The 6,024-nt window shown below is 70.4% G+C and carries 6 protein-coding genes and 1 pseudogene; 5 read left to right on the top strand and 2 right to left on the bottom strand.

Annotated elements, in window-relative coordinates; all coding sequences use genetic code 11:
- On the top strand, positions 1 to 903 hold a 903-nt coding region (locus AC1D15_RS15255; RefSeq protein WP_477826635.1), incomplete at its 5' end, for a hypothetical protein.
- Here the strand turns inward: AC1D15_RS15255 and AC1D15_RS15260 are convergent.
- Positions 888 to 2,126 (bottom strand): serine hydrolase domain-containing protein, encoded by a 1,239-nt coding sequence (locus tag AC1D15_RS15260; protein WP_477826636.1) that lies wholly within the window; start codon positions 2,124 to 2,126, stop codon positions 888 to 890. The genes AC1D15_RS15255 and AC1D15_RS15260 overlap by 16 nt on opposite strands.
- A gap of 249 nt (positions 2,127 to 2,375) precedes the next feature.
- On the opposite strand from AC1D15_RS15260, the gene AC1D15_RS15265 reads away from it, so the two are divergent.
- Positions 2,376 to 3,086: a hypothetical protein gene (locus AC1D15_RS15265; RefSeq protein ID WP_465110856.1), complete on the top strand. Its 711-nt coding sequence runs from the start codon at positions 2,376 to 2,378 to the stop codon at positions 3,084 to 3,086.
- Positions 3,087 to 3,216: 130 nt separating this feature from the next.
- Entirely contained in the window at positions 3,217 to 3,774 is a 558-nt protein-coding gene (locus AC1D15_RS15270) for a thioredoxin family protein (RefSeq protein ID WP_047500972.1), read from the top strand.
- A gap of 94 nt (positions 3,775 to 3,868) precedes the next feature.
- On the opposite strand, the pseudogene AC1D15_RS15275 reads toward AC1D15_RS15270, so the two are convergent.
- A pseudogene (locus tag AC1D15_RS15275) lies at positions 3,869 to 4,609 on the bottom strand (response regulator); the annotation flags it as partial.
- A gap of 175 nt (positions 4,610 to 4,784) precedes the next feature.
- Between AC1D15_RS15275 and AC1D15_RS15280 the strand changes: the two are divergent.
- Complete coding sequence (locus AC1D15_RS15280) at positions 4,785 to 5,210, top strand: organic hydroperoxide resistance protein (RefSeq protein ID WP_047499987.1); 426 nt, start codon at positions 4,785 to 4,787, stop codon at positions 5,208 to 5,210.
- Between the two features lie 13 nt (positions 5,211 to 5,223).
- A partial coding sequence (locus AC1D15_RS15285; RefSeq protein WP_477826637.1) for a HAMP domain-containing protein occupies positions 5,224 to 6,024 on the top strand: 801 nt, incomplete at its 3' end.

Raw genomic sequence — 6,024 nt, forward strand, 5'->3', positions numbered from 1 at the left:
ATCCGCGCCGCCGAACGGCTCGCGCCTGGCGTGCTGCTGGAGGCGCTGGCGCGCGGGCAGCTGCTCGCGCAGCAGGCGGCGCGGCGGCCCGACGGCAGCGTGCGGCTGGCGCGTGCGCGCAGCTCGCAGAACAGCGTGCTGCCGCAGGCGGCCGACTGGGCGCAGCTCGGCGCACCGGTGCGCTTCGACAGCGTGGCCGCACTGCGCGCCGAGCAACTGGCGCACCCGACGGCAGCGCTGCAGCCGCGGCACGCGGCACGGCGCTTCATCGTGTTCAGCCCGGCCGAGGTGGAGCCGCCGGCCTACGACGCCAACGAACAAGGCGTGGCGATGCTGCTGCGCGATGCGCAAGGTGCGCCGCTGCTGGTGCAGCGCTTCCACGAACGGCATGCGCCGCATGCGCTCGATGCGATGGCCGCTGCCGCGAGCGGGCGGCACGGTGCGCTGCGCCATGTGGCGGGCGTGCTGAGCTGGCAGCACGGCGTGCCGAGCCTGGAGCCGTGGGCGCTGGGCTGCGAAGGGGGTCTGCTGGTGCCGGATTTCGCGGCGGCGAGCGGCGCGCTCGGCGCGTTGCCGCTGGGCGTGGCGCGGCCGGCCGGTGCCGACCCCTGCACGCTGCAGCTCGAAGCGCTGCGGCAGCACCTGGCGACGCTGCTGCACCACGGCCTGGCGCGCCTGCCGCGCGGGTGGGCCGGCGAATCTGCACCGCTGGTGCGGCGGCTGGAGGCGGCCGGGCTGCGCGAGCTGTCGCAACGGCTGCAAGCCGTGACGCGCGAGGTCGCCGCGGCGCAGGCCAGGCCGGGCGACGTGCTGCTCGCACCGGCGCTGCTGCAGCTGCTGGCGCTGCGCCAATTGCATGAGGATGCGGCGCTGCTGGACCGCGGCGACTACCAGTCCCCGTAGGCCGCGACGATCCCGCGCAGCAGCGCATCGCGCTCCACGCCGAGGTGGTGGCCGCTCGCATCGCCCGAGGCATCCTTGCCGACCGCGGTGTGCACCACCACCAGCCGCAGCGCCGGGTCCACGAAGATCGCCTGGCCGTAGACGCCCAGCAGCATGAAGCGGCGCTGCCGGCCCGGCAGCAGCCAGGTCTGCAGGCCGTAGCCGAAGTAGCTGCTGCCGTGGTACTGCATCTGCCCGGGCCGGAAGGCCTCGGGCTGGCGCGCGGCATCGGTCATGTCGAGCAGGTGCTCGCGCGACACCACCGCGGCGCCGTTCACCTGCCCGTCGGCGGCCATCATCATCCCGAGCCGCGCGTAATCGCGCAGCGTCGCGTTGAAGCCGCCCTGCGCGAGCTCCACGTGGTCGGCCGGGTTCAGCAGCCAGCTCGCTGCCGCCTGCGCGCCGATCGGCTTCCAGATCCGCTCGCCGACGTAGTCGCACAGCGTGCGGCCGGTCGCGCCGCGCAGCACCAGGCCCAGCACCTCGGTCTGCGCACCCGCGTAGTTGAAGCGCTGCCCCGGCGCATCGCTGCGCTCGGTGACCTGCCGCGCGGCCTGCACGATGCCGGCGCGCCGCGCCGTGGCGTTGAAACGCGCGCGGTCGTCGTCGGCCGTGTAGTCCTCGACATAGCGCGCACCGGACGCCATGCGCAGCAGGTCGACCAGGCGCGTGCCGCCGTACAGCGTGCCCTTGAGCTCGGGCACGTAGGCCTCGGCCGGGTCGTCGAGCGACTTCACCTGGCCGTCTTCCAGCGCCTTCATCACCGCCAGCGCGGTGATCGTCTTCGCCATCGAGTTCGACAGCATCCGCATCGCCGGCGTGCGCTCGTAGTTGTAGCGCTCGGCGACGATGCGGCCGTCCTTCACGACCAGCAGGCCGGTCGCGCGCTGGTGCTGCAGGTAGTCGTCCAGCGTCAGCCGGTGGCCCTGGTAGCGGTAGCTGAACGTCGTCTCGGTGGCCGCGGCCTCCAGCGCGACCGGCTTGTCGGCCGGGGCCAGCGTGCACGCGGGGTTGAAGCTGTCCATCGCGCTGAACGAGCCGACGAGGTAGCGCTCCTGGTAGGCCTGCTTCAGCGTGCGGGCCGTCGGGTAGCCGTCGGCACGGCCGAGCGCCGCCTCGTCGGGCGCCGCGAGTGTCGCGAACGGGGCGAGCAACAGCAACGAAGACAGAAGGTGCAGGCGCATCGGCCGATTGTGCAGGCGTGATCAGCGCCTTCATCGATCGCATTCGCCGATCGCCTTCATCGCCGTTTCGCCATGGTCAGCCGGAAACTTTTCTTTACCGGCATGACACGTCAACGCACGCACCGCGTGTTCGTTCAAGGTTGCAACTAACGAAGTCCCCGCGCAACAGAGCAGTCGTGCCGATCCCCGGATCGGCATGGGTTGGCGGAGCTGTGCCCTGCTGTTCAACAACCTCACCTTCATACCATCATGCAACCATCACGCACCCCTTCTTCCTTGCTGCTGATCGCCGGCCTGTGTGCCACGCTTGCCGCCTGCGGTGGCGGCGGTGACGATTGCCCGCCCGCAGTCGACCCTCCGGTCGAGACGCTGCCCGACCTCAGCGACTGCTTCACGGTCAAGCCCGGCCTGCGCTACACGATCTCTGATCCGGACAAGACCTACATCGCGAAGTCGGCCCTCTACACGCAGGAAAAGTTCGACGGTGCCGTCCACCCGGTGCAGATCGAGTACTTCGACGTCGAAGGCACCTTGCGCGCCGCCGCGCTGTACTTTTCGGTCGAGGCGGACGGCGTGCGCTTCTGGGGCGACTACGACTACACACCCGAGAGCGTGCAGGCCACGAAGTCGGTCTACACCGGCTTCCTGGTGCCGAAGACGCTGGCCCCCACGCAGACGGTGACGATCCACTACACCGACAACAACTACTTCACGAACGGCGGCTTCCTGGCCGAAGCCGAGCAAGAGACGTGGACCTTCGAAGGCCACGAGACACTGACGATGGCCGGCCGCAGCTTTCCAAACGCCTGCCGCTTCAAGGTCGTCAACGATGCCCAGCCATCCTTCGGGACGACCGTGGTGTGGGCCGCGCCCGGCTACGGGCCGATCCAGTACAAGTTCATCGATGTCGACGGCACGGTCAGGGGCGTGCGCACTCTCGCCAGCGTGACCGAACCCTGAGCGCCGCGCGGTCATTCCCGTGAAACGTAATGTGTCGGCATGCCGGGCCGACACACAGGCCTACGAAGAAACCGCGGTGGTGGCGGTGCGCGACCAAGAATCCGCGCACCTGCCACTCCGCACCACCGCCATGAAGCTCCGATCCAGCACCCTCCTCGCCGCCGTGGCCATCGCCGCGACGGTGGTTCTCGTTACGCTGGCGGCACCGCCGGCCATCGGCACGCCCGCCGCCCACCCGGTGGCGGCGCCCGATTTCCAGGGCATCGCCACCTGGCAGAACTCGCCGCCGCTTGCGATGCAGGGCTTGCGCGGCAAGGTGGTGCTGGTCGACTTCTGGACCTACACCTGCAGCAACTGCCTGAACCAGCTGCCGTACGTGAAGGAATGGCACGCGAAGTACAAGGACCAGGGGCTGGTCGTCGTCGGCGTGCACACGCCGGAGTACGCCTTCGAGAAGTCGACGCCGAACGTACAGGAAGCGATCCGCAAGCTGCAGATCACGCACGCCGTCGCCCAGGACAATGACTACGCCACCTGGCGCGCGTTCGGCAACCAGTTCTGGCCGGCGCTCTACCTGATCGACAAGCAGGGCCGCATCGTCTACACGCACTTCGGCGAAGGCCGCTATGGCGAGACCGAAGGCAGGATCAAGGCGCTGCTGGCCGAAACGCCGGCACCGGCGCGATGAACAGGTGGTGGCTTGCGTTGCTGTTCCTGGCCGGCGGCATCTCGCACGAGATCCGCCAGCCGGTCGGCTGCCACTGCATCTCGGTGCGGCGWCAGTCGCGCGACTCGACCGCCGACGCGAAGACGTAGCCCTCGCTGCGCACCGTCTTGATGTAGCGCGGCTCGCGCGCATCGTCGCGCAGCCGCTGGCGCAGCCGGCTCACCAGCAGGTCGATCGAGCGCTCGAACAGCTCGGCCTCGCGCCCCTGCGTGAGGCTGAGCAGCTGGTCGCGGCTCAGCACCCGCTGCGGGTGGTCGAGGAACACGCGCAGCAGCCGGTACTCGGCACCGCTCAGCGCCACCATCACGCCGCTCGGGTCCAGCAGGTGGCGCGCCACGGTGTCGACCTCCCACTCGCCGAACGCCAGCCGGTGCGAGGCGGCCTCGGCGACCCGCATGTTGGGCGGCAGCATGCGGGTGCGGCGCAGCACGGCACGCATGCGCGCCAGCAGCTCGCGCGCGGCGAACGGCTTGGCGAGGTAGTCGTCGGCGCCCATCTCGAGCCCGAGGATGCGGTCGGCCTCTTCGTTGCGCGCGGTCAGCATCAGGATCGGCGTCGCCTTGTACTTGCCGGCGCGCAGGTCGCGGCACAGCGTCAGCCCGTCCTCGCCGGGCAGCATCAGGTCGAGCACGATCAGGTCGAACGGACCGGACTCCTCGAGCGCCGCGCGCATGTGCCGGCCGGTCGGCACGGCCACCACGCGCAGCCCGTTCTTGACGAGGTAGGTGGTCAGCAGGTCGCGGATCTCCCGATCGTCGTCGACGATCAGCACATGGTCGCTGGGCTTGGCTTGCATGGCCGTGACTGTAGTGCGCCGGGCGCCCGGATGCAGCGCCTTTGTATTGCAGTGTGTCCGGGCCGCGCGGCATCTACACGGCCATGCAAATCCGGGGGGCGCACGACACACCCCGGATACAGCGGGCCGTTGCAATACAGGCTCGCTTCAACCCAACCCTCCTGAAGGATTCGCCATGCTGCAGAAGATCGACAACGTTCTCTACACCGCCGCCACCCACACCACCGGAGGCCGCGACGGCGCGGGCCGCTCCAGCGACGGCGCGCTCGACGTGCAGCTGAGCCCGCCCGGCTCCGGCAAGCCCGGCACCAACCCGGAGCAGCTGTTCGGCGTCGGCTACTCGGCCTGCTTCATGGGCGCGATGCAGATCGCCGCGCGCCAGCTGAACCTCAAGTTCCCGGCCGACACCGCCATCGACGCCCGCGTGTCGCTCGGCAAGACCGCCGGCGATGCGAGCTACGCGCTGGCTGTCACACTGTCGATCACGCTGCCCGGCCTCGACGCCGACCAGAAGCGCCGGCTGGTCGACACCGCGCACCAGACCTGCCCGTACTCGCATGCGACGCGCGGCAACATCGAGGTCGACTTCCTGATCGCCTGACCACCTTCGCCGCATGATGCCCCTCTCGATCCCGATGCCACGCTCGCTGTTCGCCCGCGTCACGCTGATCATCGTGCTCGGCCTCGCGATCGCGCAGGGGCTGACCTTCGTGCTGATCCGCTACGAGCGCGGCATGGCGCTGCGCGAGCTGATGATGCTGGGCATCGAGCGCGACATCGCGAGCTCGATCGCGATCATCGACCGCCTGCCCGCCGCCGAGCGCGACGGCTGGCTCGCGCGGCTGGAGCGCCGCAACTACCGCTTCTCGCTCGGCGGCACGGCCGACGGGCCRGCCCCGGCGGCGCCGATGCTGCGGCAGTTCGCGACCGCCATCGTCGACGCGATGAAGCCGTTCGAGACGGTGCGCGTGGCCGAGGTGCAGCAGCCGGTCGGCGGCCTGCAGATCCAGGTGCGGCTGTCGGACGCGAGCATGGTGATCGTGCATGCGCGCCGCGTCGACATGCCGGTGTCGGGCTGGGTCAGCTGGGTGCTGGCCGCTCAGCTCGCGGTGCTGGCGCTGTGCGCCTGGATCGCGGTGCGGCTGCTGACGCGGCCGCTCGCGGCGCTGGCGGCCGCGGCCGACCAGCTCGGCCCCGACCTGAAGGGCCACACGCTGCCCGAGCAGGGGCCGAGCGAGGTCGCGCACGCGGCGCGCGCCTTCAACGCGATGCAGCAGCGCATCGCCGGCTATGCGGCCGAGCGGGTCGAGATCCTGGCCGCCATCTCGCACGACCTGCAGACGCCGATCACGCGCATGCGGCTGCGCACCGACCTGATGGACGACGGCCCCGACCGCGACAAGATGCGCCAGGAC

The organism is Rhizobacter sp. P2_H2, from assembly GCF_056403375.1.